Source organism: Candidatus Polarisedimenticolaceae bacterium (genome assembly GCA_036376135.1).
Taxonomy (GTDB): Bacteria; Acidobacteriota; Polarisedimenticolia; order Polarisedimenticolales; family DASRJG01; genus DASVAW01.
Window position 1 is genome coordinate 1 of the sequence record DASVAW010000138.1, and the last position, 19,126, is coordinate 19,126.

Below are 19,126 nucleotides of genomic sequence, written 5' to 3' on the forward strand. Positions count from 1 at the left end.
TTGTAGTGGGCCTCGAGCTTGCCGCGGATGTCGAGCAACTGCGCGTAGCAGGACGGGATCATCTCCTCGAGCGACGTGTGGTCCCCGCCGACGGCCTGGGCCCGCGAGATCGGCTTCGGCGTGCGGATGCCGGCGACGACGTCCTCCCCCTGGGCGTTCTCGAGGTACTCGCCGTAGAAGAGGTTCTCCCCGGTGGCGGGATTGCGCGTGAACGCGACCCCCGTCGCGCAGTCGGCTCCGAGGTTGCCGAAGACCATGCTCTGGACGTTGACGGCGGTGCCGAGCTCGTCGGCGATGCCGTACTGGCGGCGGTAGAGCTTCGCCCGGTCGTTGTCCCAGCTGCGGAACACCGCCGCGATCGCCCCCCAGAGCTGCTCCCGCGGCTCCTGCGGAAACGGCTTGCCCGTCGCCTTGCGGACCTTGTCCTTGTACCGGGCGACGAGCGACTCGAGATCGGCCGACCCGAGGTCGGTGTCGTCCTTGACCTTCCGGGCCTTCTTCGCGGCCGCGAGGATCTCCTCGAACCCGTGCTTGGGGACGTCGAGGACGACGTCCGCGTACATCTGGATGAAGCGGCGGTAGGAGTCGAACGCGAAGCGGCGGTCGCCGCTCCCCTTCGCGAGTCCTTCGACGGCGCGGTCGTTGAGGCCCAGATTGAGGATCGTGTCCATCATCCCGGGCATCGAGAACTTGGCCCCCGACCGCACGGAGACCAGAAGCGGCGCCTTGTCGTCGCCGAAGGTCTTGCCCGTCTCCTTCTCCAGGCGCGCGAGGGCCTCGGCGACCTGCGCCTCGAGCCCTTCGGGCATCTTCCGCCCGGTCTCGAAGTACAGGTTGCACGCGCGGGTCGAGATCGTGAACCCCGGCGGCACCGGGATCCCGATCGCCGTCATCTCCGCGAGGTTCGCGCCCTTGCCGCCGAGCAGGTCTTTCATCCCGGCGCGCCCTTCGGCCTTCCCGTTCCCGAACGAGTAGACGAGCTTGTCCACTTACCCTCTCCTCTCCGCCTGGCCCGGGAGCTCGCGCACGTCGAAGTGCCGGGTCAGGAGCGATTCCAGCGTTCCCAGGAGTCTCAAGCGGCGGTGCGTCGCGGACGGGTCGTCCGGATTCACCACCAGCACCTTCTCGAAGAACCGGTCGACCGGACTCACGAAGCCGGCGGTCAGGTCGACGACCGCGCGCCAGTCCCGGCGGGAGGACGCCTCCTCGATCGCCGCGGCCGCCCGGGCGAGGTGCGCCGCGAGCGCGGCGGCGTCGGCGTCGGTCTCGGGAGACTCGGCAGCGCGCGAGCCCGAATCGGCCGCCGCGACCTGCTCCGCGTTCTTCTTCCGGATGTTCGCGACGCGCTTGACGAGGTCGACGAGCCGCGCGAAGTCCTCGCGCCCCCGGATCGCGCCGATGGCGTCCAGGCGCTCGGCGATCGACGGCAGCGGCTCCCGCGACGCGCCCGCACCCGCGAGGAGGACCGCGGCGATCTCGTTCGGCGTGGCGCCCCGCTCGCGCAGGAATCCCTCGAGCCGCTCGCGCAGGAACGGCGCCGCGCCGAGGTCGTCGAGCCCGAGGGGCCAGCCTCGCTCGAGGATGACGCGGAAGACGCCGTTCGCGGCGCGCCGAAGGCCGAAGGGATCGCGCGATCCGCTCGGGGTCTCGCCCGCCGCCAGCAAGGCGCCGATCGTGTGGAGCTTGTCCGCGACGGAGACGACGGCGCCGAGGTCGGACTCCGGCACGGCGTCCTCCGCCCCCGCCGGACGGTAGTGCTCGTACACCGCGCGCGCGACCGCCGCGTCCGCACCCTCGGCCTCGAGCAGGAGTCCGCCGACGACCCCCTGCAGCTCGGGGAACTCCCCGACGAGACCGGTCACGAGATCCGCCTTGCTCAGGCGCGCCGCCTCGGCGGCGCGCGCGGCGTCGAGCCCGAGGCGCGCCGCGAGCGCCGCGGCGGCGGCGGCGACCGCCTCCGCCTTGTCCCGGTAGCTTCCGACCTTGCGGTGGAACACGACCTTGGCGAGGTCGTCGACGCGGGACGCGAGCGGGCGCTTGCGGTCCTCGCCCCAGAAGAAGCGCGCATCCTCGAGGCGGCCCGACACCACCCATTCGTTCCCGCGGCGCACGTGCCCCGCGGGGTCGCGGTCGGTGTTGGCGACCGAGAGGAAGGCGTTGACGAGCCGGCCGTCGCGGGCGACCGAGAAGGCCTTCTGGTGATGGCGGAGCGTCGTGACGAGGATCTCGCGCGGGAGGGCGAGGAAGTCCGCGTCGAACCGCCCGAGCACGACGCCCGGCCATTCGACGAGATCACCGACCTCGTCGAGAAGCTCGGGGTCGGCGACGAGGCTTCCGCCGGCGGCCTCCGCCTCGCGCTCGAGTCGTTCCCGGAGAACGCGCCGCCGTTCGACGGGATCCACGACGACGTGCGCGTCGCGCAGGGCGCCCTCGTAGGCGAAGGCGTCCGCGAGGACGGGGGCCCCCGACGCCAGAAAGCGGTGACCGTTCGAGGTCCTCCCCGAGGCGACGCCGAGCACCTGCATGGGGAGGACCGCCTCTCCGTGCAGGGCGACCACCCAGTGCGCGGGGCGAACCCAGCGGTGCGCCCCTTCGCCCCAGCGCATCGTCTTCGGGAACGACATCGACGCGACCGCCCCGGGGAGCGCTCCGGCGAGGACCTCTCCGACGCCCGATCCTCCGCGGGTGCGGCGGAATCCCGCGTAGACGCCCTTGTCCGTCTCGATGCGCTCGAGCGCGGCCGGGTCGATCCCCTGCTTCTTCGCGAAACCCGCTCCCGCGGGGGTCGGCGCGCCGTCGGCGGCGAACGCGGCCGCGGCGGGAGGGCCGAGCACCAGCTCCTCGCGCGCCGCCTGCGCGGCCTCCACCTCGGCGACGCGCACCGCGAGGCGCCGGGTCCCGCCCCACGCGGTCGCGGCGCCGTGCGCGAGCCCCGCCTGATCGAGGATGCCCACGACCCGGGCGGCGAGATCGTTCGCGGCGGCGGGGATCATCCGTGCCGGAATCTCCTCGCAGCCGATCTCGACGAGCAGCGCCGCCTTCATCGGGCCCCCCTGAGGAGCGGGAATCCCATCGCCTGGCGCTGCGCCACGTACGCGTCCGCCGCGCGACACGCCAGGGCGCGGATCCGCCCGATGTGGGCCGCGCGCTCGGTCACGCTCAGGGCGCCGCGCGCGTCGAGGACGTTGAACAGGTGGGAAAGCTTGAGCACGCACTCGTGTGCGGGGAGGACGAGCGGGTCGTCGAGGTCGAGCAGCCGCGAGGCCTCCCGCTCCCAGCTCTCGAACTGGCGCCGGAAGAGCTCGACGTCGGCCTCGCGGAACGAATAGGTCGAGTGCTCGACCTCTTCGCGCCGGCGCACGTCGCCGTAGGTGATCCCCGCGTCGTTCCACGGAATGTCGAAGATGTTCCGGATGTCGTTCAGGAACATGCAGATCCGCTCGATGCCGTAGGTCAGCTCGACCGGAATCGGGGACAACTCGCGCCCCCCCGCCTGCTGGAAGTAGGTGAACTGCGAGATCTCCATCCCGTCCATCAGCACCTGCCAGCCCACCCCCGCGGCGCCGAGCGTGGGCGACTCCCAGTTGTCCTCCTCGAACCGGATGTCGTGCTCGAGGGGATCGATGCCGAAGGCGCGCAGCGAGTCGAGGTAGAGGTCCTGCACGTCCGGGGGGGACGGCTTGAGGATCACCTGGAACTGGTAGTGCTTGTACACGCGCATCGGGTTCTCGCCGTAGCGACCGTCGCCGGGACGGCGCGACGGCTGGCAATACGCGACGCGCCATGGCTCGGGGCCGAGCACGCGGAAGAAGGTGTCGGGCGCCATCGTGCCGGCGCCGACCTCGAGGTCGTAGGGCTGCTGCAGGACGCACCCGCGATCGCCCCAGTACTGCTGGATGCCCAGGAGCAGGCGTTGGAAGTTCATGGTGCGAGCGCTCTCAGGTGACGGTAGCTGCGGACGGGACGTTCGAGGAACGCCTCGATCTCGCGGTGGAGCAGCCGCGAGCCCGCCGATCCGGGGCGGGCCTCGTCGGCGAAGCGGCCGCAGGACGCCGGGGGCTCGGACGCGAACGCCGCGAGCATCGGCGAGGGCGACTGCGACTCGGGAAGCACGCCGTGCAGTCGAAGCGTCCAGAACTCGAAATAACGAACGGCGACCCAGGGGTCGAGACCGGCCTCCAGCGCCTCCGCGACCGCGCCGACGAGCCGGAAGACGTGCGGATCCCCGTCGCCCTCGTGAGAGGTCGAGGAGGCGATCTCGCGGACGATCGCGACCGCGGCCTGCCGCTCGGGAGACGCCTGCATGTCGGCGAACGACCTCACGACGTCGAGCGACTCGATGCGGTGGAGCTCGCGTCCTTCACGCTCGACCCAACTCGCCGTCACGCGCGTGAGCGGCTCGAGCGCGCCGCCGAATCGCTTGCGGCTGCGCCGGGCCGAGGTGGCGACGCCGCGCACGCGACCCGCGTGCTCGGCCAACAAGGTCACGATCAAATCCGCCTCGCCCAGTTCGTGCGTGTCCAGCACCCACGCTTCGTCGCGACGTGGCTTCATTCGCAAAGCCCGAACTATAGCAGACGCCTCCGATTGCCCACCTACCGTGTCAGAATTCCATCAGAGTCGCGCGACAGGCGAGAATGCGGCGCTTTTCTGGCGTGTTTTCGCGTTGCAGGAGTTGGCAGCATCGTTGCAGTAGAGCGCGCGCCATGCGAGTGCTCCCCCTCTTCCTCCCGCTCTCCCTCGCCATCACGATCGCGTCGCCCGCGCGGGCCACCTGCGACGCGCCGCCGCTGTTCGCGATGGACGGCCCGACCTGCGCCCTCTCGTCGATGACCGTGGAGTGCGGCTGCTCGGAGTGCCTCGAGTGGAGCCCCGCGACCGGATCGGCCTGGTACGAGGTCACCCGGTGCGAGGTGGACACCGGACGGTGCGTGAGCGTCGGCGACACGCGCTCGCTCAATCGGTCCGGATACGTCGACGACGAGGGGCGCACCGTCGCTCCGACGATCGCCACGCGGTGGTGCGTCGCGTGGGATTCCCCTTTTCCCGCGCGCGCGCGTTTCTACGACTACACGGTGCGCGGGTGCCGCGGCGACGCGACGGGCAAGGTGTGCTCGAGCGTGCCTTCCGACCCGGTGCGATATGCGGGCTCCCCGTACGCCTGCTTCGCGGACGGTCGCGAGGTTTCCTGCGGCGTCGATGCGTCGTCGCTGGCGCTGCCGGGAGACCGCGACGGCGACGGGGTCCCGGACACCCTCGACAACTGCGCCGCCGCGGACAACATGCTGCAACGGGACGCCGACCGGGACGGCCTCGGGGACGCGTGCGATGCCCAGCCGTTCGGATCGTCCACGGCCGCGGCCGCCGCCGGCGGCGACGCTCCCGAACCGAATCCCTGCATACCCACCGCGGCCGAGGACGACCCGGACGGCGACCGCGTCGCCACGGTGTGCGATCTCTGTCCGGACGCGTCGGATCCCTCTCAGGTCGACGGAGACGGGGACGACGTGGGGGACGCCTGCGACGCGGACGACGGCCGGGTCGCGCTGCACCTTCCGTCCCGGGGCCGGGTCGCGTGGGACGCCGAGCGCGGAGTGCTCGCCTGGAACGTCTATCGCGGCGACCTCTCGGTGCTCGTGGCGACGGGGGACTACGTCCAGCCGCCCGGCTCGAACCCCCTCGCCGCGCGGAGCTGCGCGCTCGCCACGAACGCCTGGGACGACCCGGTCTCCCCCGCTGCCGGAAGCGTCGCCTTCTATCTCGTCGGCGGACGTCCCGGCGGGCCGGCCAACGGCCTGGGCACCGATTCGGCGGGGAACCCGCGCTCCGAGTCGGGCGGCTGCCCCTGATCGAAGGAGGTCACTCGAGACCGAGCTCTCCGAGGACCCGCCGGTCGTTGCGCCAGTCGTCGCGAACCTCCACCCGAAGTCGGAGGAAGACCTTCGCCTCGAGGAGCCGCTCGAGATCCTGGCGCGCGGCGGTCCCCGCCTCCTTGAGGAGGTGGCCGGCCTTGCCGATCACGATCCCCTTCTGCGACTCGCGCTCCACGACGATCGTGGCCTCGATCTCCACGAGGCCGTCGTCCCGAGTGGCCCAGCGCTCGATGAGCACCGCGGTCGCGTGAGGGATCTCCTCCCGCGTGCGATGGAGGATCTTCTCCCGGATCCACTCCGCCGCGAGCGCCCGCTCGGTCTGATCGGTCAGGAACTCCTCGTCGAAGGGAGGCGGCCCCTCGGGAAGGGCGTCGAGCACGACGTCGATCAGCCGATCGATCCCCTCGCCCGTGCGCGCCGAGACGGGAACCGCCGCCTCGAGGCCCCAGGCGCCGACCAGGGTCTCCATCATCGGAAGGAGCTTCGACTTCTCCCTCAAGAGATCGACCTTGTTCAGGACCCCGATCGCGCGCACCCCGGAGGCGACGGCGAGGCGAGCCGCCTTCGCGTCGCCGGGGCCGGGACCCTTCGACGCGTCGACGACGACGAGCGCGACGTCGACGTCCTCGAGGGAACGTTCGGCCGCCTCGACCATCCGCCGGTTCATCCGCTCGCGCGGGGTGTGGAGTCCCGGCGTGTCCACGAAGGCGATCCCCCCGCGGCCGGGAATCGGGAGCGCCGCGACGATCCGGTGCCGCGTGGTCTGCGGCACGTCCGCGACGGCCGCGATCTTCTCTCCGACCAGGCGGTTGAGCAACGTGGACTTCCCGACGTTGGTCCAGCCGAGGATGGCGGCGTACCCGCCCTTCACGGGGTTCCCCCGGTGGGCGTGGCCGCCCCCGACGTCCGGATGCGCACGCGGTAGACGCGGCGAGGGTCGGCCTCGAGGACCTCGATCCGGAGGCCGTGCGCCTCGAGGGTCTCGCCCGCCTCCGGCACGCGGCCGAGGGCCGCGGTCACGAGCCCGCCGACGGTGTCGAACTCGCGTTCCCCGAAGGCGACGGGGAACACGCTCTCGAGCTCCTCGACGTGGGCGAGGCCGCTGACGAGCGCGGAGCCGTCGGCCTGCGGCTGCACGTTCGCCTCTTCGGCGTCGTGCTCGTCGCGGATGTCCCCGACGATCTCCTCGAGCAGGTCCTCGATCGTGACGAGGCCCGCCAGCCCGCCGTATTCGTCGACGACGAGCGCGAGATGACTTCCCGCCCGCATCTCGGCGAGCAGCTCCGCGACGGTCCGGGTCTCCGGGACGAAGACCGCGGGGCGCGCGAAACCCGAGACCGGGGCGTCGTCCCACCCCTCGTCCCATGCGCGCAGCAGGTCGCGCACGTGCAGCACCCCGACGATGTTGTCGATCGTTCCCTGGAAGACGGGGAAACGCGAATGTCCCTCCCGCAGCGCCACCTTCCGCGCCTCGCTCACGGGGGCGTCCGCGGCGAGGGCCACGAGATCGGTCCGGGGGGTCATGATCTCGCGCACCCGCGTCTCGTCGAGGTCGACGATGCCGCGCACCATCTCCCCCTCGTCCGCCTCGAGGATCCCTTCGCGCTCCCCCACCTCGATGAACGCCTCGACCTCCTGGTCGGCGTCGTCGTCGTCGCGCTCCTCGTCGTCGACCTCCCCGGCCCAGCGACGGAACGCGGCGTGGACGGGGGCGAGCACCGGGTACGTGACCGCGTAGAGGGGCCGCACGAGCACGGCGGTGGCGCGGACCGCCGCGCGCGGGTCGCGCAACGCGATCACGCGCGCGACGAAGGTCTCCATGAGGAAGACGCCGACGAACACCCCGACGAGGACGGCGGCGGCCCCGGCGTAGCGCAGCCCGGCCCCGTCGACGGTCCAGGCGACCAGCGCGACCCCGCCGAGCAGGCTCGTCTGGCGCACGGTGTGGATCGCGGAGCGGTGGATCGAGGCGATCGTCTTGATGTCCTCGAGGAACTGCAGCCGCCCCCCCGAGTCCTGATTCAGGCGGCGCAGGGCGACCCGGCTGAGCGAGGTGAGCGAGAGCAGCATCACGGACAAGGCGAGGTCGAGCAGGAACAGCACGCCCGCTCCCGCGAGACCCGCGACGATCGCGCCGGCGCTCCAGCTCTCGATCATCGCGCCCCCGCGCGGTCGACCAGGCGCCGCACCAGGCGCCGCTGCAGCCTCATCATCGTCCCGTCGTCGGTCTCGTGGTCGTGGCCGAGCAGGTGCAGCCACCCGTGCACGAGCAGGACCCTCAGCTCCCGCGACAGCACGTGGCCGCGTTCGCGGGCTTGGCGCGCGGCCTGCGGCACCGAGATCACGACGTCGCCGAGGTGACCGTCGTCGCCGTCGGGGAACGACAACACGTCCGTCGTGCGGTCCTTCCCTCGGTACTCCCGGTTGAAGCGGCGCATCGCGACGTCCGACACCAGCGCGACGCCGAGCGTGGATCCCGCCGCGGCGGGCGCCTCGCGGGACAGACGCAGGAGGAAGCGGCGGAGGGGGGCCGTCGCCACCCGGCGTGCGCGCTGCCGGTTCACGACGGCGACGTCGAGGGCGCCGCTCACGGCGCGCGGAACGCGCGGACCTCGCCCCGGCTCTCCGTCCGTTCCGCGCGCGGGCGGCCGAATTCGAAACCGGGGTAGTCGACGCGGTGGTGGTACATGCTCGTGAGCGTCCTCAGGAACGCCTCCTCGATCCGCTCGAGGTCCGCGAAGGTGAGGTCGCACTCGTCGAACTGGCCGTCGAGGACCACGCTCGAGGCGATCTTGTGGATCACCTCGCGCAGGCGGTTGGGAGTCGGATCCTCGAGCGTGCGCGCCGCCGCCTCGATGCCGTCGGCGAGCATGAAGATCGCCGCCTCGCGGGTCTGGGGCTTGGGGCCCGGATAACGGAAGTCCTCCTCGTGGACCTCGCCGAGGGCCGGGTTCGCGGTGCGTTTGGCCTTCTCGAAGAAATAACTCATCCGCCGCGTGCCGTGGTGCTGCGGGATGATGTCGACGATCTGCTCCGGAAGCCTCGCATCGCGCGCGAGCTTGATGCCGTCCTTGACGTGGGCGGCCACGATCAGAGCCGACATCGAGGGCGCCAGCCGGTCGTGGGGGTTCATCCCGCGCTGGTTCTCGACGTAATACTCCGGCTTCTTGAGCTTGCCGATGTCGTGGTAGAACGCCGCGACCCGGCAGAACAGGGAGTTCGCACCGATCGCCTTGGCCGCCTCCTCCGCGAGCGTTCCCACCGTCATCGAGTGGTTGTAGGTGCCCGGCGCCTTCACGGCGAGCTGCGACAGGAGCGGATGGCTGACGTTGGACAACTCGAGCAGCCGGACGTCGGTGAGCACGTGGAACGCCCGCTCCAGGACCGGCAGGGCGAAGGACACGAGGATCCCCGCGCCCAGCGCACCGCCCACGAACGCGAGGCCCGCCCCGTACAGGCTGTGGGAGAGCGGCTCGAGCGTTCGCCGAATCGCCTCGATCGCCAGCGCCGCGACCGCCCCGGCCGCCCCGACCACGAGCCCCGCGCGAATCAGCGCCGCCCGCTCGCGGTAGGTCGTGATCGCATAGACGCCCGCCCACTGGACGAGCAGCGTCCACACCATCCGGTAGGCGTCCCACCCGGTCGCCGCCCCGAAGAACACGGCGGCGAACGCCGAATAAACCATCGCGATGCGGCCGCTGGCGAGCAGCGCGACGAGCATCGCCCCGCCGCCGAACGGCACGAGGTACGCGTAGAGGGACAGGTCGTTGAAGGGGGCGCCCAGGCGGTCGGTCGCCTCGGCGGCGATCCCGAGCAGGGCCTGGGCGACGAGCAGCATCGTCACGAGCACCGAGACCAGCAGCGCGTGCAGATGGCGCACCTTCTTGAAGGCGCGCTGGTGGTAACGGGTGTACCGATGGAGGAAGAAGGCGAGCATCGCCACGACGACGGCGATCCCGATCTGCCCGACGGCGCTCGTCGTCGCGAACGGGGTGCGCCGCGCCGCCTCGATGCGCGCGAGGTTCTCGGCCGTGATCGCCTCTCCTTCCCGCACGAGGACGGTCCCCTTGGGGACGCGAACCTGGATCGGCAGGACGTCCGACCCCGCGCGGTCGCGTCGCGCCGCCGTGGCCGCGGGGTCGAAGGCGGTATTGGCGTCGACGAACCGGGAGGCGAGGTCGGCGAGCGCGGGGTCCTCGCGGAGGAGCTCGCGCACGCGCGCACGGGCCTGCTCGAGGTCGAGGATCCGCTCGTAGCTCTCGAGGCGGTCCTCGGTGCCGCCCGGCACGTGTGCGACGAGGATCGCGGGCTGCCGCTCGAGCACCGTCCGGTTGCTCACGACGATCCCGCCCATCACCTCCCGCATCGCCGCGGCGCCCGCCTCGTGGGCGGCCTGGGCGCCGGGGAACCGCGCCCGTGCCTCGGCCGAGAACTCCGCCAGCAGGCGATCGGAGCGCTGCCGGTCGTGCACGTACACGTCCGGGACCGCCGCGCGCGCCTCCGAGCGGCGCGCCTGGGTCAGGCCGGGATCGGGAACCTCGACGTCCGCCCGCGCCACGATGTCGTGCGCGGCACGATCCCCCACCTGGAAGCGCTCGGTGTCGCTGCACGCGCGGGTGCCGAGCAGCGCGATCATCACCACGGCGAAGAAGACGCTCCACAACGCGTCCGAGCCGAACCATCGCGGCCCGTCCGCCGCCCGGGGGGCGGCGCTCCCCGGAAGCGGTCGCCTTCCCCGGGCGCCCGCCTCGTTCAACGGGCGCCCCCTTCCCGTCGCTCCTCGTCGCGGCGTTCGTAGGCCTGGATGATCCGTTGCACCAGCGGGTGCCGGACGACGTCGGCCTTGTCGAAGCGGACGACCCCGATCCCCGGGACGCCTTGCACGAGCTCGGTGGCGTCCACGAGCCCGGAGACCTTCCCGGCGGGGAGATCGATCTGCGTGGGATCGCCGGTGACGACCGCCTTCGAGTCGAGGCCGATGCGCGTCAGGAACATCTTCATCTGTTCGGTCGTCGTGTTCTGCGCCTCGTCGAGGATGATGAACGAATCGTTGAGCGTGCGGCCGCGCATGAAGGCGAGCGGAGCGACCTCGATCGTGCCGCGCTCGAGGAGCCGCTCGATCCGGTCGAGCTCGACCATGTCGTAGAGCGCGTCGTACAGGGGACGGAGGTACGGGTCGACCTTCGCCGCGATGTCGCCGGGAAGGAAACCCAGCTTCTCCCCCGCCTCGACGGCGGGACGGCAGAGCAGGATGCGCTGGATCCGCTTCTCGTTGAGGAGCGAGATCGCCATCGCCACGGCGAGATAGGTCTTCCCCGTCCCCGCAGGACCCACGCCGAACACGAGGTCGTTCTCGCGGATCGACTCGATGTAACGCCGCTGGTGCTCGGACTTCGGAACGACGTGTTTGCGCGGCGAGGGACGCAGACGCGAGTCCACGAAGTGATCGGTGAGGCGGGCCTCGGGATGGCGCTCCATCAGGCCGACGGCGGTCCGGAACTCCTCGCGGCCGAGCGCAACGCCCTGGCGCTGCAGCCCCGCGAGCTGGCCGAGCAGGTCCGCGGCGCGCGACTCCCGCCCTTCGGCGTCCGCCCCCTCGACGCCGGACACGGTGACCTCGCCCCCCCGGGCGGAGATCCGCACCTGGAAACGGTCTTCGATGAGCCGGAGCGTTTCGTCGAGGGGCCCGGCGAGAGCTTCGAGCGCGTTGCCTTCGAGGCGGATCGTCTTCATTCGTTGGCGCGCGAAAGAATACATCCCCCCCCGGGCGCGGTCCACCGGGACCCTTCAACTCCTTGAAAACAAGGGGCTCAGTCGTCGATTCGGAGCTTGAGCTCCCGCAGTTGCCGGGCGTCGACGTCGGACGGGGCCTCCGTCATCAGGTCCGAGGCGGAGGTCGTCTTGGGGAAGGCGATCACGTCGCGGATCGACTCCGCCCCGAGCAACATGGCGCAGATCCGGTCGAAGCCGAGCGCGATGCCGCCGTGCGGAGGCGCTCCCGAGTCGAGCGCGCGTCGCAGGAACCCGAACTTCGCCTCCGCCTCCTCCTCGCCCATCCCGAGCGCGCGGAAGACGCGGTCCTGGATGTCGCGCCGGTGGATACGGATGCTGCCGCCTCCGATCTCCGTCCCGTTGAGGACGAGGTCGTAGGCCTGGGCCTGGACCGAGCCGGGGTCGGACTCCAGGCGGTCGAGATCCTCCCAGCGCGGTGCGGTGAAGGGATGGTGGCAGGCGACCCAGCGTCCCTCGCCGGCGTCCTGCTGGAGGAGAGGGAACCGCTCGACCCACAGGAGGTCCCAACGGTCCTTCGGCACGAGACCGAGCTCGGCGGCGATCCGGGAGCGCAACCCTCCGAGGACCTTGTCGCACGTCTCCCGCGCGTCCGCGACGAGCAGCGCGACGTCGCCCGCGCCGGCGCCCACGACCTGCGCGACCGCCCGCGCGCGCTCCTCGCCCAGCGCCTTGAGTGCCGGAGAGGTGACCGCGCCCGAGGATTCGTGCTTGATCCAGACGAGCCCGCGCGCCCCGAGCCCCTTCGCGACCTCGGTCCACGCGTCGAGGACCTTGCGGGAGGCCGACGCCGCAGCGCCCGGGACCGCGATGCCGCGCACCGTTCCGCCCGAGTCGAGCGCCCCGTCGAAAACCGCGAACCCCGTCCCCTTCGCCGCGTCCCCCGCGTCCCGGAGCTCGAGTCCGAAGCGGGTGTCGGGCCGATCGACGCCGAAGCGGTCCATGGCCTCGGCGTAGGACATGCGCGGGAACGGCGGCTTCACGCCGACCCCGATCTGCGCGAACATCGCCGCGACGAGCGGCTCGATGACGGCGTAGATCGTCTCGGGCGTCGCGAAGGACATCTCGAGGTCGATCTGGGTGAATTCGGGCTGGCGGTCCGCGCGGAGGTCCTCGTCCCGGAAGCAGCGCGCGAACTGGTAGTACCGCTCGAACCCGGCGACCATCAGCAGCTGCTTGAACAGCTGCGGAGACTGCGGCAGGGCGTAGAAGCGGCCGGGATGCACGCGGCTGGGGACGAGATAGTCGCGGGCGCCTTCGGGAGTCGACTTCGTCAGGACGGGGGTCTCGATCTCCACGAACCCCTGCGCGTCGAGGGCGAGCCTCGCGGCCGAGGCGAGCCGGTGGCGCAGCCGCAGGGCCTTCTGCAGGCGCGGACGGCGCAGATCGACGTAGCGGTGGGTCAGCCGCGCTTCCTCGTTGGCCGCGACCTCGTCGTCGACGGGGAACGGGATCGAGCGCGCCGGGTTGTGCACCACGATCCTCCGGGCGCGCACCTCGACCGTGCCGGTCGGGTGGTTCGGGTTGGGGCTCTCGCGCAACACGACGCGCCCGGCGATCCCGACGACGTCCTCCTGGTGGAGCTTCTCCGCGATCGCGTGGGCCTCGCGCGCCCCCGAGGGATCGAACACGACCTGCACGCGGCCGGTCGCGTCGCGCAGCTCCACGAAGACGAGCTGCCCGAGGTCGCGCCGCGCGTGCACCCACCCGGTGAGCACCACCTCGGTGTCGGCCGCGGCGTGCGCAGGTTCGAGCGTGCCGCACCCGTGGGTGCGCTGGAGGAGGTCGGGCGAGCTCATCGTTGCGTTCCTTTGGCGGCGGCGACGCGCTCGGCGATCGCGCCCTCCGGGAGTTCCAGCTGTTCGCCGGTCGCGAGGTCCTTGAATCCGTACCGGTCCTTCTCGATCTCGTCCTTGCCCACGAAAACCGCGAACCGCGCCCCGAGCTTGTCGGCGCGCTTGAGCTGCGCCCCCAGCGGCCGTTCGGCGAGCGGCATCGTCACCGAGAGCCCCGCCGCGCGAAGCCGTCGCGCCATCGACACGGACGCCTCGAAACCCGGCGCGCCCAGCCCCACGAGCAACACGTCGGTGGCGACGCGGTCCCCAGGCTCCTCCGGCATCACCAGAAGCAGGCGCTCCATCCCGAGCGCGAATCCGAACCCCGGGAGCCGGGGTCCTCCCAGCTCCTCGACGAGGCCGTCGTAACGACCGCCACCCAGCAGCGCGTTCTGCGCGCCCAGCCCGGAGGAGACGACCTCGAAGACGGTTCGCTCGTAGTAGTCGAGGCCGCGCACCATGCGTGCATCCACGACGTACGGGATCCCGTAACCGTCGAGCCGGCGACGCACCTCGGAGAAGTGCGTCGCGCACCCCTCGCACAACGCGTCCAGGACCGTGGGCGCGGACTCGAGGATCGCCCGGTCCTTCTCGACCTTGCAGTCGAAGACGCGCAGCGGGTTCTCGGCGTAGCGGCGGTTGCAGTCCTCGCACAGATCCGCAAGCCGCGGCTCGAGGAACGCCTTGAGCCGGTCCCGGAAGACCCCGCGGCAGGCGGCATCACCCACGGAGTTGAGGCGCAGCTCCTTGGCGCGGATGCCGACCCCCTCGAGCAGGGCCCACAACATCTCGATCGTCTCGGCGTCGCACAGCGGCTCGGGGGCGCCGAGCACCTCCGCGCCGATCTGGTGGAACTGGCGCTGCCGTCCCTTCTGCGGGCGCTCGTAACGGAACATCGGCCCGACGTAGTAGAGGCGCTCGGGGAACCCCGCCCCCACCGTCCGATGCAGGTTGTGCTCCACGAACGCCCGCACGACGGAAGCCGTGTTCTCGGGACGCATCGTGACCGACTCGTCGCCGGCCTGGAGGGTGAACATCTCCTTGCGGACGATGTCCGTCGATCCCCCGACCGACCGCGCGAACAACTCGGTCGTCTCGAGGATCGGCGTGCGGATCTCCCGGAACCCGTATCGCTCGAAGGTCGAGCGCGCGGCCGCCTCGAGACGGTGCCACCGTCCGATCTCCTCGGGGAGGATGTCTCGGGTGCCTCGGACGGCCTGATAGCGGGCGCTCACCGGGGGAAGGTCTCCTCGTAAAGCGCCGCGTTCTATCACATAAGCCCAACGTTGACAAACGGTTGCGAGAACCGCGTGCTATCCTGCCGCGATGCGCACGAGGCTTCGAGCCCTGGGAGTCGTCCTGGCGTGCACCGCCTTCTCGACGGCGCTCGCCCAGTTGGCGACCCCGCAGACGCCCTACCCGGATCACTACCCTCCCGCGCTTCCCGACCGGAAGGGACCCGACCCCCCGAAGCTGCGCTTCGAGCGGGTCTCGAGCGTTCCGCTCCCCGGCCCCCTTCCCCATGGCGAGCTGTCCCTGCTCGATCACGAGGTCCTCGTGGCGGTGGCGGGGGGATGGGCGACGGTCGCGCTGGCGGACGGCACCGCGTCCCTGGGCGCGACGGCCCCCGAGCCGGTCGACTCCGCCTCCTGGATCGTCGCCGAGAACGGCGAGCTTCGTTATCGCGTCGGCGAGGACGGTCGCACGCTCCTGGCCGAGAAGGCCTCGCGCTTCGCGCGCGACGGCTGGAGCCGCGCGTGGCGGCTGCGGGCCCCGAGCGCGATCCCCGCGCGCCCGGTCCCCGTCGGAAGGCGCCTCTGTTACGCCACCTCCGGCGACGAGGTGACGTGCGTTCGCGCCGACAACGGGCACCGACTCTGGTCGGCCGACGTGGGCTCGCGGGTCTCCCGACCGCTCGAGCTCTGGCGCGGGACCCTCCCCATCTGGAACCGCCGGACCAACCGCGTGACGCAGGAGCCCCTCGAGGTCCTGATCGCGGTCCCCGACCGCGGGGACGCCCTCGTCGCCCTGGACGCCTGGGACGGCAGCGTCCTCGCCATCGAGACCCTCACCGCCGCGGAAGGGTGGCTGGTGACGGGCGCCCGGGTCGTCGGGCCGGCCGACGTCGCGATCGCCCGGCAGGGGTACGTGGACGAGGACGGAGCCTTGCTTCTGTTCCGGCTGGCCTCCCACGAGCAGCGCCCGGGGCCCGACGCGAATCCGGACGTCTCCTATAATCCGCCGGCCCCCGGGAGGTGACTGTGGCCCCGAAGACCGACACGGCCGTGCTGCGCGGCCTCGACCGGAACGCGCTGATTCGCGTTCACCAGGTGATCGCCCTCTCGCGCAAGGTCGACGACAAGGAGATCCAGCTCAAGCGCCAGAACAAGATCTGGTTCCAGATCAACGGCGCCGGGCACGAGGCGCTCGGCGCCGCGGTCGGCGAGGTCTTCCGCCCGGGCCACGACTGGTTCTTCTTCTACTACCGCGACCGCGCGGCGTCGCTCGCGCTGGGGATGACCCCGGTCGAGATGTTCCTCCAGGCGACCGGCGCGGCCGACGAGCCCCAGGGGGGCGGGCGGCAGATGCCCTCGCACTTCTCCTCGCCGCGCCTGCACATCGCCAACACCTCCTCCCCCACCGGCACCCAGTTCCTGCAGGCGGTCGGGTGCGCGGAGGCGGGGCTGTACGGCGCGAGACACGCAGGAGCCGGGATCGCCTTCGAGGACGACGAGGTCGTGCTGGTGACGACCGGCGACGGAACGACGAGCGAGGGGGAGTTCTGGGAGGCGATGAACACCGCCTCGAACCGCAAGCTCCCCGTCGTCTTCCTCGTCGAGGACAACGGGTACGCGATCTCGGTCCCGGTCGAGGTGAACACGGCGGGGGGCTCGATCTCGAAGCTCGTCGCGTCGTTCCCCGATCTCCTGATCCGCGAGGTGGACGGGTGCGATCCCCTGGCGACGATCGAGGCGCTCCGGGCCGCCCACGAACACTGCCGCAGGCGCCTGGGTCCCGCGATCGTGCACGCGCACGTGGTCCGCCCGTACAGCCACTCCCTCTCCGACGACGAGGCGCTCTACAAGACCAAGGACGAGCGGGCCGAGGAGTCCGAGCGCGACCCGGTGAAGGCGTTCCCGAAGCTCCTGCTTCGCGAGGGGATCGTCACCGAGGAGGAGCTCGCGGCCATCGACGCCGATCTCGACCAGCGCGTCCAGGCCGCCGCGGACGTCGCCCTCGCCGCGCCGCGTCCGGAGCCGCGCACCGCGCTGGATTTCGTGTATTCGCCCGACGTCGACCCGACCTCCGCGGCGTTCGAGTCCCCCGCGCGCCTGGACGGGCAGCCGACCACGATGGTCGACCTCATCAACGCGTGCCTTCGCGACGAGATGCGCCGCGACGAGCGGATCGTGCTCTTCGGCGAGGACGTCGCCGACGCCTCGCGGGAAGCGACGCTGAAGGAGGTCAAGGGAAAGGGCGGCGTCTTCAAGGTGACCTGGGGGCTGCAGAAGGAGTTCGGCTCCGACCGCGTCTTCAACTCCCCGCTCGCCGAAGCCAACATCGTCGGGCGGGCGATCGGGATGGCCCTGCGCGGTCTGAAGCCGGTCGTCGAGATCCAGTTCTTCGACTACATCTGGCCCGCGTACATGCAGATCCGCGACGAGCTGACGATGATGCGCTGGCGCTCGAACAACACCTGGTCGTGCCCCCTGGTGATCCGCACCGCCTACGGCGGCTACATCGCCGGCGGCGCCGTCTACCACAGCCAGACGGGAGCGAGCCTGTTCACCGCGAACCCGGGGCTTCGCGTGGTGTGTCCGTCCAACGCGCTCGACGCGAACGGCCTCCTGCGCACCGCGATCCGCTGCGACGATCCCGTGCTCTTCCTCGAGCACAAGCATCTTTACCGGCAGACGCACAACAAGAGCCCCTACCCGGGCCCCGACCACGCGATCCCGTTCGGAAAGGCGTCGGTCGTGCGTCCGGGGACCGACGTGACGGTCGTGACCTACGGCGCGACGGTGTACCGGGCGATGCAGGCGGCCCGCCTGCTCGAGGGGTCGGGGATCTCGCCGGAGATCCTCGACCTGAGGACGCTCAATCCCGTCGACTGGGACGGGATCGCCGCCTCGGTGCGCAAGACGTCGAAGTGCCTCGTCCTCACCGAGGATTCCCTGTCGTGGGGATACGGCGCCGAGATCGCCGCGCGGATCTCCGAGACGCTCTACACCGAGCTCGACGGGCCCGTGCGCCGGCTCGCCTCCACCGACACGTTCGTGGGGTACGCCCCCGAGCTCGAGGACTTCATCCTCCCGCAGGTCGAGGACATCAAGCGCGCGATCGAGGAGCTCGTCGGCTGGTGATCACCAGCGCCTCGGCACGTCCCGGACCACGCGCACGGTGTCGCGGGCGATGAGCAGCTCCTCGTTGGTCGGGATCACCCACGCCTCGATCGGCGACTCCTCCGCGGTGATGCAGCCGGTCGCCCCGGGAGCCACCGTCTCGTTCCGGTTGTAGTGGAACCGGATGCCGAGCCGATCGAGCCCCTCGAGGATGCGACGCCGGATCGGCGCGGAGTTCTCGCCGATCCCGCCGGTGAAGAGGATCGCTTCGGTGCCGGCGTCGGCGGCGAGGTAGGCGCCGACGTATTTGCGCACCCGACGGCAGAACAGGTCGATCGCCAGCCGCGCGCGGCGGTCGCCGTTCTCCGCCTCCTCGGCGAGGAGGTCCCGCATGTCGCCGGTCAGCCCCGAGATGCCGAGCAGCCCCGACTGCTTGTTGAGCAGCGTGTCGAGCTCGGCGAGGCTCATCCCCTCCTTGTGGGAGAGGAACTCGAGCACGGAAGGATCGAGATCCCCCGAGCGGGTCCCCATGAGCAGCCCCTCGAGCGGGGTGAACCCCATCGACGTGTCGATCGACGCGCCTCGGCGGATGGAGCAGGCCGAGCATCCCTGCCCGAGGTGGAGCGAGATCACGTTCACCGCGTCGCGGTCGAGTCCCTTCAGCTTGCGGTAGCGGTACGCGACGTAGCGATGCGAGGTCCCGTGGAAGCCGTAGCGGCGGATCTTGTGGCGGCGGTAGAGCGAATACGGGATCCCGTAGAGGTACGAGGTCTCCGGCATCTCGGAGTGGAACGCGGTGTCGAAGACGGCGACCTGGGGGACGCCTTCCCCGAGCAGCTCCATCGCCACGCGGATCCCCTTCAGGTTCGCCGGGTTGTGGAGGGGCGCGAGCTCGATCGTGTCCTCGATCCCGTGGATCACGTCCCGGTCGATCTTCACCGAGCGCTTGAACGCTTCCCCGCCGTGCACGACCCGATGGCCCACGGCGTGCACGTCGGAGAGCGACCGGATCCCCGGGACCCCCGCGTCCTCGGAGACGATCCAGCGGAGCACGCGGTCGACCGCCGCGCGATGGTCGCGGATCGGGGCGTCCTCGACGACCTTCGGACGTCCTTCGGCCTGCAGCGTGATGAGCGCGTGCGTGCCGATGCGCTCGACGACCCCCTTGGCGAGCCGGCGGTCGGTGTCGGCCTCGATCTCGGCGAGATCGGTCTCGACGATCTGGAACTTCAGGGTGGAGGAGCCGCAGTTCAGCACGAGTACGTTCACGGTTCCCGCCTCCGGC

General features: G+C 71.2%; 15 protein-coding genes. 3 read left to right on the plus strand and 12 right to left on the minus strand.

Annotated features, from left to right (window positions below):
• The 4 genes from VF139_14370 to recO form a co-directional block, all read right to left on the minus strand.
• Window positions 1-989 (minus strand): PEP/pyruvate-binding domain-containing protein (locus VF139_14370; protein HEX6852577.1); only part of this gene is annotated, 989 nt, incomplete at its 3' end.
• Window positions 990-3,044, minus strand: coding sequence for a glycine--tRNA ligase subunit beta (glyS, locus tag VF139_14375; GenBank protein ID HEX6852578.1), 2,055 nt, complete (start codon window positions 3,042-3,044; stop codon window positions 990-992).
• Window positions 3,041-3,925 carry a glycine--tRNA ligase subunit alpha gene (glyQ, locus tag VF139_14380; protein HEX6852579.1) on the minus strand — a complete coding sequence of 295 codons (885 nt, stop codon included), beginning with the start codon at window positions 3,923-3,925 and terminating at the stop codon, window positions 3,041-3,043. Before glyQ ends, glyS begins: the two co-directional genes overlap by 4 nt.
• Window positions 3,922-4,554: a DNA repair protein RecO gene (gene recO, locus VF139_14385; GenBank protein ID HEX6852580.1), complete on the minus strand. Its 633-nt coding sequence runs from the start codon at window positions 4,552-4,554 to the stop codon at window positions 3,922-3,924. Before recO ends, glyQ begins: the two co-directional genes overlap by 4 nt.
• A gap of 152 nt (window positions 4,555-4,706) precedes the next feature.
• Between recO and VF139_14390 the strand changes: the two genes are divergently transcribed.
• A complete protein-coding gene (locus VF139_14390; protein HEX6852581.1) occupies window positions 4,707-5,849 on the plus strand; it encodes a hypothetical protein in 1,143 nt (380 codons plus the stop codon).
• 10 nt (window positions 5,850-5,859) lie between these two features.
• Here the strand turns inward: VF139_14390 and era are convergent, their stop codons facing one another.
• The 7 genes from era to hisS all read right to left on the minus strand — a co-directional run bounded on the left by era (window position 5,860) and on the right by hisS (window position 14,733).
• Window positions 5,860-6,744, minus strand: coding sequence for a GTPase Era (gene era, locus VF139_14395; protein ID HEX6852582.1), 885 nt, complete (start codon window positions 6,742-6,744; stop codon window positions 5,860-5,862).
• Complete coding sequence (locus VF139_14400) at window positions 6,741-8,030, minus strand: hemolysin family protein (GenBank protein ID HEX6852583.1); 1,290 nt, start codon at window positions 8,028-8,030, stop codon at window positions 6,741-6,743. Before VF139_14400 ends, era begins: the two co-directional genes overlap by 4 nt.
• A complete protein-coding gene (ybeY, locus tag VF139_14405) occupies window positions 8,027-8,464 on the minus strand; it encodes an rRNA maturation RNase YbeY (GenBank protein ID HEX6852584.1) in 438 nt (145 codons plus the stop codon). The genes VF139_14400 and ybeY overlap by 4 nt, the downstream gene beginning before the upstream one ends.
• Complete coding sequence (locus tag VF139_14410; GenBank protein ID HEX6852585.1) at window positions 8,461-10,629, minus strand: HDIG domain-containing protein; 2,169 nt, start codon at window positions 10,627-10,629, stop codon at window positions 8,461-8,463. Before VF139_14410 ends, ybeY begins: the two co-directional genes overlap by 4 nt.
• Entirely contained in the window at window positions 10,626-11,606 is a 981-nt protein-coding gene (locus tag VF139_14415; GenBank protein HEX6852586.1) for a PhoH family protein, read from the minus strand. Before VF139_14415 ends, VF139_14410 begins: the two co-directional genes overlap by 4 nt.
• A 77-nt stretch (window positions 11,607-11,683) precedes the next feature.
• Window positions 11,684-13,462, minus strand: a complete 1,779-nt coding sequence (gene aspS, locus VF139_14420) for an aspartate--tRNA ligase (GenBank protein ID HEX6852587.1) — start codon at window positions 13,460-13,462, stop codon at window positions 11,684-11,686.
• Window positions 13,459-14,733: a histidine--tRNA ligase gene (gene hisS / locus VF139_14425; protein ID HEX6852588.1), complete on the minus strand. Its 1,275-nt coding sequence runs from the start codon at window positions 14,731-14,733 to the stop codon at window positions 13,459-13,461. The genes aspS and hisS overlap by 4 nt, the downstream gene beginning before the upstream one ends.
• 91 nt (window positions 14,734-14,824) lie before the next feature.
• Here hisS and VF139_14430 point away from each other — a divergent pair, with 91 nt between their 5' ends.
• Window positions 14,825-15,757: a hypothetical protein gene (locus VF139_14430; protein HEX6852589.1), complete on the plus strand. Its 933-nt coding sequence runs from the start codon at window positions 14,825-14,827 to the stop codon at window positions 15,755-15,757.
• Window positions 15,758-15,759: 2 nt separating this feature from the next.
• Window positions 15,760-17,862, plus strand: coding sequence for a dehydrogenase E1 component subunit alpha/beta (locus VF139_14435; protein ID HEX6852590.1), 2,103 nt, complete (start codon window positions 15,760-15,762; stop codon window positions 17,860-17,862).
• Here the strand turns inward: VF139_14435 and VF139_14440 are convergent, their stop codons facing one another.
• The gene (locus tag VF139_14440; protein HEX6852591.1) at window positions 17,863-19,110 is read right to left on the minus strand and encodes an acetate kinase; all 1,248 of its coding nucleotides are present in this window, start codon (window positions 19,108-19,110) and stop codon (window positions 17,863-17,865) included.
• Window positions 19,111-19,126 lie beyond the last annotated feature (16 nt).